The sequence below is a fragment of the Dickeya chrysanthemi NCPPB 402 genome (assembly GCF_000406105.1).
In the GTDB taxonomy this organism is placed as follows: domain Bacteria; phylum Pseudomonadota; class Gammaproteobacteria; order Enterobacterales; family Enterobacteriaceae; genus Dickeya; species Dickeya chrysanthemi.
On sequence record NZ_CM001974.1, the window covers coordinates 2,738,288 to 2,753,554 of the forward strand.

Consider the following 15,267-nt stretch of genomic DNA (forward strand, 5'->3'; position numbering starts at 1 on the left):
GCTTAGCGCCCCTTTCTGTTTTCACCGCTGTTTTGCCTCAGGCTGTTGAAACCCGGACATTACGCCGCCGGCGATCCGCTATCAGTTCAATACCGCTGTGAAGCCGAAGATAATGATCACCGCCAGTGCAACCACCGTACTGAACAGCGACATTTTCAGATTCGTATCCATAATATTCTCCTGTATGTGACTGATGATCGCCGTCATCCCATTGTGTATGAATAAAATCCCTCTCTCGGCAGGCAAGAGGAAACACATAAAGTATAGGTTTATTATTACCCAGCCGATATCAAAAAACCGGTTTGCGCATCACAGAGATAACACGAATTGCCTCTTCCACTTTTGCTCTGGATCGGCCAGAATTCGCAGTTTACTGTATACACTGCGTTGGTCGAAGCGTCAGCCCTCCCTTCAAGCTACACACCTCGGCATATCTCCTCCTGAAATGTTGCCTTGTTGTCCGGCAGGAGATGAATTCACGCAGGCAAACGATTAACACCCTATTTTAATGCTGTAACAGACACGTTACTGTCACAGATGAGTTCAGGAGTCGCTTTAGATGGCAACGATCAAAGATGTGGCAAAACGCGCAGGCGTTTCAACCACAACCGTATCACACGTGATCAATAAAACACGTTTCGTCGCCGAAGAGACCAAGGCTGCGGTACGCGCAGCCATCGATGAATTGCATTATTCCCCGAGTGCAGTGGCTCGCAGCCTGAAGGTCAACCACACGAAATCCATCGGCCTGCTGGCTACCTCCAGCGAAGCACCCTATTTCGCCGAGATTATCGAGGCGGTAGAAAACAGCTGCTACGCCAGGGGTTACACGCTAATCCTGTGTAACTCTCATAACAATCAGGATAAACAGCGCGCCTACTTGTCCATGCTGGCGCAAAAGCGTGTCGACGGCCTGCTGGTGATGTGTGCCGAGTACCCACCCGAATTGCTATCCCTGCTGGCGGATTACCGTCATATCCCGATGGTGGTGATGGACTGGGGCGAAGCACAAAACGATTTTACCGATACTATTATTGATAACGCCTTTGCCGGCGGATACATGGCTGGACGTTATCTGATTGAACGCGGTCATCGGGATATCGGTGCCATTCCCGGCTCGCAGGAGCGCAATACCGGTAGCGGACGTTACCTGGGGTTCCTGAAAGCGTTAAAGGAAGCCGACATTTCCCTGCGCGAAGAGTGGGTGGTTCAGGGGGATTTTGAGCCGGAGTCCGGCTATAAAGCCATGCATCAAATTCTGGCCCAAAAACAGCGGCCGACGGCGGTATTCTGCGGCGGTGATATCATGGCGATGGGCGCCATCTGCGCGGCCGACGAACTTGGGCTACGCGTACCGCAAGATATTTCAGTGATCGGTTACGATAATGTGCGTCACTCCCGCTATTTTACTCCAGCGCTCACCACCATTCATCAACCGAAAGAACGTCTGGGGCAGGCGGCATTTTCCATGTTGCTGGACCGCATTACCAGCAAACGCGAGGAAGCACAAACGATTGAAGTACACCCTACTCTGATCGAGCGTCGCTCCGTTGCCGACGGCCCATACCTCGATTATCGTCGTTAATATTCAGACGATTTCGTTATCGCTGCGCGCCCTTGCCGTCAGGCGCTATGCCGCACCGCATATAGCGATAACGCATGTGATGAATACATGACGTATTGTTTCTCCGTGCTACTTTAGCCCGCTGAATCTTGTCGGCGGGTTAAAGCAGTCATACACTTGTCACTATCGCTGACGACAATAACTATGATCAGACGATGTTTTTCAACATAGCGCATCGCCTTACTTTTTCTACCCTGGCAATAATGGCCGTACCGTTTGTCACGAACGGGGTAGATGCCTTTCGTACCGGCTTTTCTCTTATTTTCCTCTGAGACTCTCAGGGATAGACAATGGATGGGGTTCGTTGAACACCCTCCAGCGTGATATTTGTCTGGTTTATTCCTTGTAAACACATTTATCTGACAAGGTAGGGAGAAGTTATGAGTTCATCTTATGTGGAGGAACTGGGTACCCCTCATCATCCCTGGTTCCAAATTGTTAATGAAATGCTATCGACCGCCGACATCGCCATTAACGGCTCACGCCCGTTTGACATTCAGGTAAAAAATCCCTTTATGTACAAACGCATACTGCGCGAAGGCTCGTTAGGTCTGGGCGAAAGCTACATGGATGGCTGGTGGGAGTGTGAGCGGCTGGACATGTTCTTCCACCGAGCGATACGCGTGGGACTGGACAGCCAACTGCCCCACCGCTGGCGCGATACTTTACGAATCCTGATGGCTCGCCTGAGCAATCTGCAGTCCCGCCGTCGGTCCTGGATCGTGGGCAAGGAGCATTACGACCTCGGTAATGATCTTTTCACCCTGATGCTCGATCCCTATATGCAATACTCCTGCGGTTACTGGAAACAGGCTGAAACGCTGGAGCAGGCGCAACAGGACAAGCTGCGCTTAATCTGCGAAAAACTGCAATTGCGTCGCGGCATGACATTGCTGGATATCGGTTGCGGCTGGGGTGGGCTGGCGGAATTCGCCGCACATCACTATGGCGTCAGCGTCACCGGCGTCACCATCTCCCGCGAACAGCAAAAGCTGGCGCAGCAGCGCTGCCGACATCTGGATGTTAACATCCTGCTACAGGACTATCGCGACCTGAATCAACAGTTTGATCGCATCGTTTCCGTCGGCATGTTCGAGCATGTCGGCCCCAAAAATTACAACACCTATTTCCGGGTAGTGAGAAAAAACCTCAAACCTAACGGATTGTTCCTGCTGCACACTATCGGCACCAATGAAACTAACCTGAAAGTTGACGCCTGGATGAACAAGTACATTTTCCCCAACTACTGCCTGCCTTCAGTGCAGCATATCGCCCAGGCCAGCGAGCCCTATCTGGTGATGGAAGACTGGCACAATTTCGGCGCAGACTACGACCGCACACTGATGGCCTGGCATGAACGTTTCCAGCAACACTGGCCAACGTTGTCAGAACGTTATTCCGAACGCTTCCAGCGGATGTTCAGCTACTACCTTAACGTCTGCGCTGGCTCGTTTCGCGCACGTGATATTCAGCTCTGGCAGATAGTATTCAGTGTGGGCGGTGTAGAGGACGGCTTGCGAGTCCCCAGATAATCCTGGCACCCGGCAAATCCACATCCCGATGGCAAAAAACCGGCAGCCTGGCTGCCGGTTTTCATGATGGGAGAACATGTCAGGGAAGAAGTGCTTATTCGCCCTGCTCCGCCTGCGCAGCAGCCTGCTCCTGTTGCTGCGCCTGACGCGCCATGACACGTTCAACCGTATCGATGATGGCCTGAGTTTGCGGGTCGATTTCGATGTTGATGCGGTCGCCCAGACGCTTCTGACCCAGCGTTGTGCGTTGAAGCGTTTCCGGAATCAGATGCACGCAAAAACGACTGCGGGTGACTTCGCCCACCGTCAGACTGATGCCGTCGATACCGATAAATCCTTTGTGCAGCACATACTTCATTTGCAGCTCATCAGACAGCCGTAACCAGATCTGATGATTATTTTCCGACGTCAGAATTTTTACAATCTCCGCCGTACACATAATATGGCCGGACATCACATGCCCGCCGATTTCATCGCCATATTTAGCCGCGCGTTCCACATTGACCCGATCGCCGACGTGAATTTCCCCCAGGTTGGTCAACCGCAGCGTTTCTTTGATCAAGTCAAAACTGACCCGATCGCCGTCGATAGCCGTGACGGTCAGACAACAACCATTGTGTGCTACGGATGCACCCGTTTCCAACCCCGGCAACAGTTCGGGGGGCAGTTGAACGACATGAGTGCGGAAATTGGGTTTTTCATCAACAGACACGACGGTCGCCGTGCCCTGAACAATACCGGTAAACATGGTGTTGATCTTGCCTCCAGATTAGTAATAGGCGTGAACGCGCAACAACAGCGGTATAACCAGACGGACTGGTTCTCGGAAGTGACAACGTTCACTAATGTCAGGCAGTTTGCACCATATCATCAGGAAAACCAAACGGGATCATTCTCGGTCAGTCGATCATTGGTTTACGGTTGGCAAATCGTTACAATACTTCATCTTTTTTCGTATAAATAAAGGATGATTGTCTTTCTCTCCTCCATTAGAGATCTCTCTCCATCCTGCTTTAGGAAGGTGTTTTCGTGCAGAAGTACTTATCAGAGGCCCGTCAGTTGCTGGCGCTGGCTATTCCAGTCATCATCGCTCAAGTCTCGCAAACCTCGATGGGTGTGGTAGATACCATTATGGCGGGCTCTTACAGCGCTACCGATATGGCAGCCGTAGCGGTCGGCACCTCTATCTGGCTACCGGTCATCCTGTTCGGCCACGGTTTACTGATGGCGCTGACGCCGGTGGTGGCGAACCTCAACGGATCCGGACGTCGGGACCGCATCGCGCATCAAACTCAGCAGGCGTTCTTATTGGCCTGCGCCATTTCTCTCCTGACGATGGTGGTACTCTATCAGGGAAAATATGCCATCAACCTGATGAATGACGGCGCGCCGGAACTGGCTGAAAAAGCGATAAAATATCTGCACGCTTTGCTGTGGGGAGCGCCCGGTTATCTGTTCTATCAGGTACTACGCGGCCAATGCGAAGGTTTGTCCAAAACACAGCCCGGTATGGTGATTGGATTTATCGGCCTGTTGATCAATATTCCCATCAACTACATTTTTATCCACGGTAAGCTCGGGATGCCGGAACTGGGCGGTGTTGGCTGCGGGGTAGCTACAGCCTCCGTGTACTGGATAATGATGCTGATGATGGCGGCTTATTCCCGCCGTGCTTACTGGTTAAAAGATATTCGCCGGTACCAAACCCGGTTGCAACCGGACTGGGCTGTACTCAAGCGTTTATCCAGCCTGGGATTGCCTGTCGCACTGGCGCTGCTATTTGAAGTGACGCTATTCGCCATTGTCGCATTGCTGGTGTTGCCGCTCGGCGTCGTGAATGTCGCGGGCCATCAAATCGCCCTCAACTTCAGTTCGCTGATGTTTGTCCTGCCGCTTTCCGTTGGCGTCGCCGCGACTATTCGCGTCGGCCACCGACTAGGAGAAGGTTCGGCAGACGCTGCCCGGGTCGCAGCCCGTACCAGCATCGCGGCCGGCGTGTTGCTGGCGATATGCACAGCCATATTTACCATCACGCTGCGTGAACCTATCGCCATGCTATATAACAAGAATCCGGATGTGGTGGCGATGGCGTCACACCTGATGCTCTTGGCGGCGGTTTATCAAATTTCCGATGCGGTGCAAACCATCGGCAGCGGCGTATTGCGTGGCTATAAGGACACCCGCGCCATCTTCTTTATTACCTTCATCGCTTATTGGCTGCTAGGATTGCCCAGCGGTTACGCGCTGGCGCTCACCGACATACTGATACCACGCATGGGGCCTGCGGGGTTTTGGTGGGGATTCATTATCGGCCTGACCTCTTCCGCCACAATGATGGTATTGCGGATCCGCTGGGTACAGCGTCAATCGCCCGCCCGGATTCTGGCACGAGCCGCACGCTAATGACAGAATGCACAGAGCGCCGAAAAAAGCGGCGCTCTGTCTACAAGCTCGTCAATCAGTGTGATATAGCAGGAATTTTGCGTTTTTCCCCTTGCCAGCAGCCATCCAGACCATTAATATTCGTCCCCGCTGTCACCCTGACAGCAGCTGATAGAAACAATGCGTTCATAGCTCAGTTGGTTAGAGCACCACCTTGACATGGTGGGGGTCGTTGGTTCGAGTCCAATTGAACGCACCATTCTTCAGCGCATCAGCACCAACGCACATATTGCGACCGTAGCTCAGTTGGTTAGAGCACCACCTTGACATGGTGGGGGTCGGTGGTTCGAGTCCACTCGGTCGCACCATATCATGTTCTATAGACGTACACCGATGTCTATAGTGGCTTGAAAAAAAGAAGGTTTTCATCTTCTTTCGTTCCAGTGAAATCTATCGAAACCCACCCAAATCCGGCGATTTTAAGTCCATCTTGAATGCGTGCATTCGAGTCCAGATTGTTGCTGTCAAGCGATACTGCCGGGAACCAGAATCCAGCTCTGACTCGTAATCAGGAGCGATGCTCATGGCACTTTCAGTAGTATATCCGTCAGGTGTTTCACCCAAGGGTGATGCATCCAATTAGTAGAACATGTGTTTTTCGATGAAGGCGCCGATGACTTTTTCGTGGATCTCAACTGAGCGCGAGAAGCAGAGCGTTTTACGAGCCAGCCGCTTAATGCGGGTGCGGAGTGTCAGGTTATTACGCTCAATGCGTTGGGTGAATATTTTGCCGGTCAGATGCTTGTCTTTCGGCACCTCCCGGCCATAGCTGCCCCAGTCATCGCTGGTGATCATGCCGATGTTGAATGGCGTGAGCAGTGCCAGTAGCTCACGGCAGGTTTCATCGGTTCGTGGACCAAAAGTGTAGGCCAGTACACCGCCTGTTTTGGTGTTGTATGCGTACCATAAGCCAGTGCTGCCGGGCTTTACTGCCAACGAAGCTCCATTGCTCATCGAGTTCACAGATAAGCGCCACATCAGCATGGGCGACGGGCGAAGGCGTTATTCGCTTCGGCGCGAGTTTTTTAAAGTACGAATGACGGTGTTAATGCCAATTTTCAACGTCCTGGCGGTATCGCGAACGCCGGCACGTTGAAGGCCATTTTGGTGATTTGCGCTTTAACGCCCGGCTTGCGGGCTTCATAAGCGTAAATGAGCTGAAACACGCGGTGGCAGTCACGCCAGCGAAATCGGTTATAGCCATTAGGGTTCTGACCATGACGGTAAACCTGAGCAGACTGACAACGGGGACAATGAACGCTAACGCTGGCCATGAAAGAACCTCAAAATCAGATTCAACCAATTAGAGGCATCACCGTTTTTTTATGACATTCAACAATAATTAAGCAAGCATACTGATGCAGAAACGGGCAGCCAATCCTGCCCGTTTCCGTACCCGACTTGTGCTGCGGTTATTTAAAGATCTTCTGTACAAATTCGATATACGCCGGACGCCAGACATCCATTTCATGCCCTAAACCGGGATATTGCCGGTAATCGAATTTCACGCCGTTCTGTTCCAGTTGCGCTTTCAAGCCGGCAATATCCTTACCGGTCACGGTATCCTTCTCACCCACCGCCACCGTGAAATTGCGCAATTGCCGATTGATGCCGGCGGCATTGCCCAGTTGCGCGGTGACCTGAGCGTTCGGCACCGTTTCGGTGGTTACGCCGCTGAAGGTTGCCAACCAGCCAAAATGCTCCAGATGGCTCATGCCGGACACCAGCGCCTGATAACCGCCTTGCGACAGCCCGGCCAGCGCCCGGCCGTCTGCATCGCGACGCACGTTAAACCGCCCACTGACTAACGGAATAATGTCATGGATTAACTCACGATCAGCCGCCGCCGCGTTACGCGGGTAGAACGTTTTGCGTCGTTCTTTCGGCGGGAAATCCTCCGGAACCGCCTCGGCGATATCGGTTTCGGTATCCGGAATGACCACCAGCATCGGCGCAATCTTTTTCTCCGCCAGCAGGTTATCCATGATTTGCGGAATCCGACCCTGCGCGACGGCAGAATCACCGGCATCACCAAATCCGTGATAGAAATACAGCACCGGCAGCGGTTTGCCGGTATCGGTATAACCCGGTGGCGTCCAGACAAAGATCTGCCGTTCCGCTTTCAACGACGCCGAATGATAGGTAACGGTACGCAACTCGCCATGCGGCACCGCCCGGGTATCCAGCAGGCTGCCCGGCACCAGAATCATGCTGGTGTTGACCTGACGCTGCGGTTTAGGCAAGGCTGAGCCGGTGTCGATACTGCGAAAACCATCCACATTAAAGAAGTATTCATACAGATTAGGGCGCTGCGGCTCACTGCGCCACGACCAGACGCCCAGATCATTTTTCGTCATCGGATGCGCTACCCAGGTTTCCGGCGTCGCGCCGGTCACCACGCTTACCGCTTTCGCCTCCGGCGCAAACAGCCGGAAAGTAATGCTGTTATCGGCGTTGACCTGCGACAGATAGTGCCGGGTCGCCACATCGGTACGCGGCAGCGCCGGGAGCGTACCTGACGCGGCCAGCGCCGCCAGTGGCGTGGATACGCTCAACGCAGAGAGCAACAGACACAAACAGGTTTTCCTGGTTTTCATTATCGGCCTCTTTTTTATTTATGCAGGGTAAAAACGGGCAGACCGGGGGATAGCGACATCATCACCACCACACCTCAGCCTGAACACCGGCGGTAAATTGATCCTTCTTGCTATCGGCAAAGGTGAACTGGTCCAGTTCGTTATCCAGCACCCGGATATAGGTGCCGTAAAAGCGGATTTCCGGACGGGAAGCCAACATGCTGGTATCCACCTTGATAGTGTGGAACAGCGTGGTTTTGTAGCCGGATTCAGTGAAATACTTGCCAGCCTGATTTTTATTGGTCTGGCTGAAATAACCCAGCTCAACGCCCGTCTGATTGTAATTGCTCCAGATATAAGCCGGCCGAACCACCGCGCGTATACTGTCAAAATCGGTATGCGCGCCGGTGTCGTAGCTGTAAACATCCTGCCCGCGGGTATACACCAGCGCGTTAGCCATGATCACATCCGGACGCAGGTACATCTCCCCTTGCGAAATCAGACGTAATGCGGTGCCTCCGCTATGGTCGCCGTAATATTTGCCGTTGACCGCCACAAACGGGCTGGACCCGGCATAACGCGCCAGGCTGCTGGCAATCGAGTTATTCGCCAGTTGCGCAGTGAACTCATTAAAACCATGATTTGGCAGTGCCTGACGCACTACCACACCGCCCAACCATGAATCCTTCATCGGAAAATAGTTGTTGTTGGCTTCATTGTTTTTCTGGGTATCGTTTTTATTCGCCATGGCATATTTTCCCAGCACCATTAAACTGGCGCCGTCCCATAATGGAATGCCTTTATAGCGCGCTTCCACCGCGTTGGTATTCATTTGCTGGAACTGAGTCAGACTACGGTTATACACATCGATATCTTCACGCGTTAGCGCGACATCGATAGACCCGACGCCCGCCTTAATGTTTTCTACCCCCACGCCGGCGGAAGAATCGGTTTTATTGCTCTTCCAGTCCAGCATCTGAATTTCATACACAGGTAACGCATGTTTGCCGACCCAAAAATCCGCCTCCGGCGCAAACGGCAAGAACCCTTTGGTGGTGAGGTAAATATCGGAGAACTGCAGCTTGTTTTCATTGCTATTATCTTCGCCAAACCAACCGCCGGAATAAGACTGCCCCACATTGCCATCCAGTTTTATTACCCCATAGGCGGATTTACCGTCTTTACTGAATACCCGTTGTTTGAGAATTAAGTCATACCAACTGGTATGCTCATTACCAAACCGCCCCAGTGAACCGATAGCCCAGGACTTGGGCGACCCCTGCGAACCGGTGGCCCAGCCGGAGCGGAAATAACCGGAATAGGTAAAACCGATATCCTCTTTCACATACTGGCTGAGTTCATGCAACGTCATGGAAGCACGCCGGTCTGCCGATGTTACATCAGCCGCGACCTGATTATCTGCGAGCGGCATAACAGTTTTTGTTCCAATACCAACGTTATTGGCATTACTCTCACGGGACGCGGAATTCTCTCGCACCAACGTAATCGTTTTATTTTTTCTTTCCTGATCTTTATAACGTTGTAATTCCTGTTTCGTTTCCTGTAGGTCTTTTTCCAATGCAGCCAGCCGTTGCTCTATAGACAGCGGTGCGGCAGTGGAAATAAATGACATAGGATAAAGCAGGCTGGCTATCACCCAATAACTATTCTTCATTTTCATTTTTATGTTCCCCGCTGAATAATCGGATAAAGAAAAAACAACTCACATCAGCCAATAATGGCGAGCGATAACAACTTGCGGATAAATTATCCGCAAGTTGATTCCTGATATATTTATACCCAAAATAATTCGAGTTGCAGGAAGGCGGCAAGAGAGAGACAAATTCGTCGGGAACGAATTTGACCAGCCAAAGGCTGGCCTCTGGTGAGAGACAGGATGTCTCTCATTTCATCCCCAGGAGCTTACACAAGTAAGTGACTGGGGTGAGCGAGGGCAGCCAACGCACCTGCAACTTGAAGTATGAAGGGTATATATCCGTTATACTTCGAGTTGCAGGTGTATCGACTTTCCTGCAACTCGAATTATTTTTGGTATATCACCGCGTCAACGTTTTTCCGCGGCTGGCAATAACCGACTGGTACCAATAGAAGCTTTTTTTACGCCGCCGCTCCAGCGTTCCCTGGCCGTTATCATCACGGTCGACATAAATAAAGCCATAGCGTTTGGACATTTCTGCTTTCGAGGCGCTGACCAGATCAATCGGCCCCCAACAGGTATACCCCAACACGTCAACACCATCCGCAATAGCTTCGCTGACCTGTACCAGATGGTCATTTAAATAACGGATACGATAATCATCGTGGATTTCACCATTTTCTTCGATCTTATCCTTCGCCCCCAAACCATTCTCAACGATAAAGAGTGGTTTTTGATAACGGTCGTAGAGGAAATTCAGCAAATAACGCAGCCCCAGCGGATCGATCTGCCAGCCCCATTCAGAGCTTTCCAGATACGGGTTCGGCACCATATTCAAAATATTGCCGCGCGTTTTTTCGAGTTGTGCCTCATCGGTGCTGACACAGCCGGTCATATAATAACTAAAAGAAATAAAATCAACGGTGGCGGTTAAATCCTGCTTGTCCTGCGCCGTGATATTCAGCGTAATCCCCTGTTCACGGAAATAACGATGCATATAACCTGGGTAGGCACCGCGAACCTGCACATCGCCGAAGAATAACCACTCGCGATTTTGATGCAGACTTTCCATCACATCTTCCGGTTTACTGGTCAGCGGATAAAGCATCGCCCCCAACAACATATTGCCGATTTGTGCCTCCGGAATAATCTCGTGACAGGCTTTCACCGCTCTGGCGCTGGCCACCAGTTGGTGGTGGATAGCCTGATAAACCGCCGCCTTGTCGCTGTCCGGCGGTAAGCCGACGCCGGTGAACGGCGCATGCAAGGACATATTAATTTCGTTGAACGTCAACCAACGTTTGACCTTATGACGGTAGCGCGTAAACACCGTGCGGGCATAACGTTCAAAACAATCGATGGTCAGTCGATTACCCCAGCCACCGTGTTTTTTTACCAGTCCATACGGCATTTCATAGTGTGATAACGTCACCAATGGCTGAATGCCGTATTTCGCCAGCTCATCAAACAGCCGATCATAAAATGCCAAACCGGCTTCGTTCGGCTCCGTCTCATCACCCTGCGGGAAAATACGTGTCCAGGCGATGGAGACGCGCAGACAGGTAAACCCCATTTCCGCAAACAATGCGATGTCCTGCGGGTAACGGTGATAAAAATCAATCGCCACATCTTTGATTCCGCTGTCGCCGGGACTCCGCTCCACGATGCGGCCAAATATCCCCTGAGGCTGCAAATCCGATGTGGAAAGTCCTTTTCCATCTGTCAGATAGGCGCCTTCTACCTGATTGGCGGCAATCGCGCCGCCCCATAAAAAATGCGCCGGGAAAGGATTACTCATCACTGATCTCCTGTTTTCTGTTCAACAATGATTCAACATACCAGCTGTGTCAGCGGCGTATTCGCATCAACCCTACCGCCGGCGACAGACTCAACCCCGCGATAGTCTTCACTATTGGTAATGACAATCGGGGTCGTGAGATCGTATCCCGCCGCCTCGATCGCCGGCGCATCGAACTCCAGCAGCAGGTCACCCTGGCGCACCACATCGCCGACACGCACATGCGGGGTAAAATAGCGGCCATCCAACCGGACGGTATCGATACCCACGTGTATCAACACTTCAGCACCGCCCCGCGATGCCAGGCCAATGGCATGATGCGTCTTGAACAGCGAGGCAACGGTGCCGTCCACCGGGGAATACAAGCGTCCCTCCGAAGGCCGGACAGCGATCCCTTTGCCCATCACGCCGCTGGCAAAGGTACGATCAGCCACTTGCTCTAGCGGCACCGCCTCGCCGGAGAGCGGGCTAAACAGCGTCTCATCACGGATCGTCGTTTCGTCATGAACAGCATTCGTGCCGTTCGGCGTCATTGCCGTCGTGGGTGAGCTCTCCTGCACAGCAGGCTGCGTTTCGTCTTTAGGCACGCCGAACGACCAACTGGCCGCTGCGGCAAAAACGAACGCCGCCAGTGTGCCGATGACAGCCGCCCAGACGCTGTTGTCTACGCCGGTCGGCGGAATGATCTGGGTGAAGGTGAAAATGCTGGGAAAACCAAACGAATAGCTGGTGGTATGGAAATACCCCATCACCGCCGCCCCTATCGCGCCGCCGATACAGCCAAAGATAAAGGGGCGACGCAGCGGCAATGTCACGCCGTATACCGACGGTTCGGTAATACCGAAAAGCGCCGCAGAAAACGCCGACCCGGCAATCCCTTTCCGTTTCATGTCCTGGGTACGCAACAGCACGCCCAGGGTAGCGCCGGCCTGCCCTAACACCGCCGGGGTCAGCAACGGCAGCAGGGTGTCATGCCCCATTACGCTCAGGTTGTTGAGCATTAACGGTACAAATCCCCAATGCAGGCCGAAAATCACGCAAACCTGCCACAGTGCGCCCATCACGGCGCCAGCCAGCAACGAGTTCAATCCATATAACCATTGATATCCTCCCGATAGCATCTGGCTCAGCCAGGTAGCGCTGGGGCCAATCAATAAAAACGTCAACGGTACGCTGATGACAATACACAGCAAGGGCGTGAAAAAATTGCGGATATTCACATGCAGCCAACGATTCAGCGGTTTTTCCAGTTTGCAGGAAACCCAACTGGCGAACAGAATCGGAATTACCGAGGAGCTGTAATTGATAAACGTAATCGGGATCCCCAGGAAATGGAGTGTGGGGTGATCCGGCGCCTGCATGGCGTTAAAGGTAGCGACCATGCTGGGATGAACCAATGTGGCGCCGATAACCAGCGTAGTAAACGGGTTGCCGCCGAATTTCTTGCCGGCCGTATAACCCAGCACAATCGGGAAAAAATAGAATAACGCATCGCTGGCGGCAAATAACAATTTATAGGTACCGCTGCTTTCCGTCATAAAATGGGTGGCGATCCCTAACGCCAGAAAACCTTTCAGAATACCTGTCGCGGCCATCACACCGACAAACGGAGTAAAAATACTGGAAATAATGTCGATAAACCCGGCAAAAAAGCTTTCTTTTTTCTCTTCTGATGCTGCCGTGTCATTAAAGCGGGCCATACCGTCGAGTGAAAGCAACGCCTGATAAACGTCTGCGACCTGATTTCCTACCACCACCTGGAACTGGCCACCACTTTCCACCACCATAATAATGCCGGGATTATTTTTCAGGACATCGGCATGGGCGGCAGCATTATCTTTCAATTTAAACCGCAGGCGTGTAGCGCAATGTATCACGCTAATAATATTTCCCTGGCCGCCTACGCCATCTCTTATTTCACTGGCTAATGTTTCGTAATTCATGGCTACATCCTTCATACTCAGTCCATGCCCGAAGAAAACCGCTGAGTGACTGATCACTATGGCGTCAGCACACCCCGTGCTCAAGACAAAAAAAAACCTGAACCGTCTCATCGCGGCACCAGGCTCGCAAAAACGGTTCAGGTTTTGCCTGTACTTCCCACGTCAGGGATACAGTCGCAATCCATATTTATCGCTTTACAGACTACCAGTTCGATTTATTCTGGCAAGCGCTTTACTTCGTGAATCCATTATTTTGTGATGCTATTCACTTTTCTTTTTCTCTACCCATCAGGCTATTTCTCTGCTTGCTCCTGTAATTCGGTACGCACCCGCTCGATATGGATCGTTAGAAACATCAACTCTTCTTTTGTCAGCGTGTAATCATAATTCAGCACTATATGATCCTGAACTTTCTCGGCACAGCGATACGCCAGAATATATTTTTCTTTCACAACATCGTGTAGCGATTCATCTTCGCTGAAAACCGATGTGCGTCCTAATAATCGTTGCGCAAAGAATTTCAGATGGGTCACAAACCGGTGATAACTAAAAGCGTGCTCGTTATAATCAATATTCAATTGATACTTAACAATATTCAAAATCTCCTGCATGACTCGGGTGATACGCATCACTTCCGGCATATGGCTGTCCAGTTGGGCATTCACCAGATGCAACGCAATAAAGCCCGCCTCATCTTCCGGCAACCGCACCCCCAGCCGCCGGTGAATAATATCCAGCGCCTCCAGCCCGACGGCAAACTCTTTTTGGTACAGCCGCTTCACTTCCCACAGCAACCCATTACGGATATCCACCCCCTGCCGATGCCGTTCAATGGCGAAATGACAGTGATCGGTCAACGAAATATAGAGGCTGTTCTGCAAGTTTCCGGTCAGCTTTTCTTTAGCCAACGCGATGATCCGATCGGCCGTCGTCACTACCTCAAGCGGAATACGCTCCAGCACATCGCTCAGGCGAGCGGTCAGCTCGCTGCTGCGCAGGGAGAAAATTTTTTCTATCAGCGCCGCTTCTACGGTATCTCCCGGTCGTTTTTTGAACCCCAGCCCACGCCCCATCACGACCTGTTCGTTATTCTGCTCATCCATGACCGTGACGACATTATTATTCAATATTTTGGCGATCTTCATTGTCTGACCCCTGAAAACAAAAAAACCAGACGTTCGCCATGAACGCGAACATCTGGTTTTGCCTGCCAATGGCAGTAACAACCCCGGGGTTGACACCGTCATGACACAAACATGTCGTTAACCGGGTACAACCTGCAAACGCTAACTTACCATCGGCTCGCGGGGGCTCAACCTCCCGATGATGGAAACGTGACCGGGATCGACACAAACCCGATATTATTCGCTGCATATTATTGCCAGACCGGTCAGTCACGCCCCGAACGTCAGGTTCATTCCACACCGACAGCCAGATATTTTTCGTGCATTTGCGCAACAAGTTTGTGTAAAAACAATAAATCGCATGTTTTTTTGCGCAAGAGCACGAAAATACGTGTTATCTATCCCTTCGGCGGCTTGTATCTCTTTGCCTGATAACTATAATACGGAACGTTGTTTCATTGAATGGTTTCAGCGAATCCACGTGCCACTGATAAAAATACAACCTACAACGCAATCCTCAGGGATATTGCCGCTTCGCCCACTCCTCATTATGGGCAATATCCAGTCACGT

The 15,267-nt window shown here is 51.8% G+C and carries 10 protein-coding genes, 2 tRNA genes and 1 pseudogene; 5 read left to right on the forward strand and 8 right to left on the reverse strand.

Going from position 1 to position 15,267, the window contains the following annotated elements:
* Positions 1-81: 81 nt before the first annotated feature.
* Positions 82-171 carry a cytochrome bd-I oxidase subunit CydH gene (cydH, locus tag DCH402_RS22635; RefSeq protein ID WP_161624075.1) on the reverse strand — a complete coding sequence of 30 codons (90 nt, stop codon included), beginning with the start codon at positions 169-171 and terminating at the stop codon, positions 82-84.
* A gap of 388 nt (positions 172-559) precedes the next feature.
* Here cydH and purR point away from each other — a divergent pair, with 388 nt between their 5' ends.
* Both purR and cfa read left to right on the forward strand, forming a co-directional pair.
* A complete protein-coding gene (gene purR, locus DCH402_RS12265; protein WP_040001327.1) occupies positions 560-1,585 on the forward strand; it encodes an HTH-type transcriptional repressor PurR in 1,026 nt (341 codons plus the stop codon).
* Between the two features lie 419 nt (positions 1,586-2,004).
* Complete coding sequence (gene cfa, locus DCH402_RS12270; protein WP_040001328.1) at positions 2,005-3,156, forward strand: cyclopropane fatty acyl phospholipid synthase; 1,152 nt, start codon at positions 2,005-2,007, stop codon at positions 3,154-3,156.
* Between the two features lie 94 nt (positions 3,157-3,250).
* Here the strand turns inward: cfa and DCH402_RS12275 are convergent, their stop codons facing one another.
* Positions 3,251-3,904: a riboflavin synthase gene (locus DCH402_RS12275; protein WP_040001329.1), complete on the reverse strand. Its 654-nt coding sequence runs from the start codon at positions 3,902-3,904 to the stop codon at positions 3,251-3,253.
* A gap of 281 nt (positions 3,905-4,185) precedes the next feature.
* On the opposite strand from DCH402_RS12275, the gene DCH402_RS12280 reads away from it, so the two are divergent.
* From DCH402_RS12280 to DCH402_RS12290, 3 genes are all read left to right on the forward strand, one after another.
* Positions 4,186-5,559 (forward strand): MATE family efflux transporter, encoded by a 1,374-nt coding sequence (locus DCH402_RS12280; protein ID WP_040001330.1) that lies wholly within the window; start codon positions 4,186-4,188, stop codon positions 5,557-5,559.
* Positions 5,560-5,720: 161 nt separating this feature from the next.
* Positions 5,721-5,797, forward strand: a tRNA-Val gene (locus tag DCH402_RS12285).
* Between the two features lie 32 nt (positions 5,798-5,829).
* Positions 5,830-5,906: transfer RNA gene (locus DCH402_RS12290), tRNA-Val, on the forward strand.
* Between the two features lie 271 nt (positions 5,907-6,177).
* Here DCH402_RS12290 and DCH402_RS22010 read toward each other — a convergent pair.
* The 6 genes and pseudogenes from DCH402_RS22010 to licT form a co-directional block, all read right to left on the reverse strand.
* Positions 6,178-6,872: pseudogene (locus DCH402_RS22010) on the reverse strand (IS1 family transposase).
* 138 nt (positions 6,873-7,010) lie between these two features.
* Positions 7,011-8,195 carry an alpha/beta hydrolase gene (locus DCH402_RS12305; protein WP_040001331.1) on the reverse strand — a complete coding sequence of 395 codons (1,185 nt, stop codon included), beginning with the start codon at positions 8,193-8,195 and terminating at the stop codon, positions 7,011-7,013.
* Positions 8,196-8,256: 61 nt separating this feature from the next.
* The gene (locus tag DCH402_RS12310) at positions 8,257-9,855 is read right to left on the reverse strand and encodes a carbohydrate porin (protein ID WP_050583306.1); all 1,599 of its coding nucleotides are present in this window, start codon (positions 9,853-9,855) and stop codon (positions 8,257-8,259) included.
* Between the two features lie 376 nt (positions 9,856-10,231).
* Positions 10,232-11,629: a glycoside hydrolase family 1 protein gene (locus DCH402_RS12315; RefSeq protein ID WP_040001334.1), complete on the reverse strand. Its 1,398-nt coding sequence runs from the start codon at positions 11,627-11,629 to the stop codon at positions 10,232-10,234.
* 32 nt (positions 11,630-11,661) lie between these two features.
* Entirely contained in the window at positions 11,662-13,572 is a 1,911-nt protein-coding gene (bglF, locus tag DCH402_RS12320) for a PTS beta-glucoside transporter subunit IIABC (protein WP_040001336.1), read from the reverse strand.
* A 293-nt stretch (positions 13,573-13,865) separates the two neighbouring features.
* The gene (licT, locus tag DCH402_RS12325; protein WP_040001337.1) at positions 13,866-14,717 is read right to left on the reverse strand and encodes a BglG family transcription antiterminator LicT; all 852 of its coding nucleotides are present in this window, start codon (positions 14,715-14,717) and stop codon (positions 13,866-13,868) included.
* Positions 14,718-15,267: the final 550 nt, after the last annotated feature.